1 protein-coding gene is annotated in these 276 nt (G+C 54.3%); it reads left to right on the top strand.

All coding sequences use genetic code 11. The features are described 5' to 3' along the window. Positions 1-276, top strand: a 276-nt coding sequence (locus V0R37_RS22095; protein ID WP_420376557.1) for a hypothetical protein, incomplete at both ends; no start/stop codon positions are given.

Genomic DNA, 276 nt, shown 5'->3' with positions numbered 1-276 from the left:
GAAAGAGAGCTTTGGTCAAGTGGTAGGCATTGTGCGCAAGCTGCGTAACTACGGACTGGGTTACGTCAACTTTGGCGAGCCTATTCCACTGAACCAACACCTAAACGACAAGGTGCCGGACTGGCATGATTACATCAATCCGATCGAGCCGCAGAAACCCGCTTGGATGAACCCAGTGGTCAATGACTTGGCTGAAAAAGTGATGACTCGGATTAACGATGCGGCCGCCACTAATGCCCTGACCCTTTGTGCCACCGCGCTGCTGGCCTCGCGCCA

Origin of the sequence: Pollutimonas rozaliensis (assembly GCF_048751585.1) — a bacterium.
Taxonomy (GTDB): domain Bacteria; phylum Pseudomonadota; class Gammaproteobacteria; order Burkholderiales; family Burkholderiaceae_B.
This window is presented reverse-complemented; position numbering and strand designations above follow the sequence as displayed.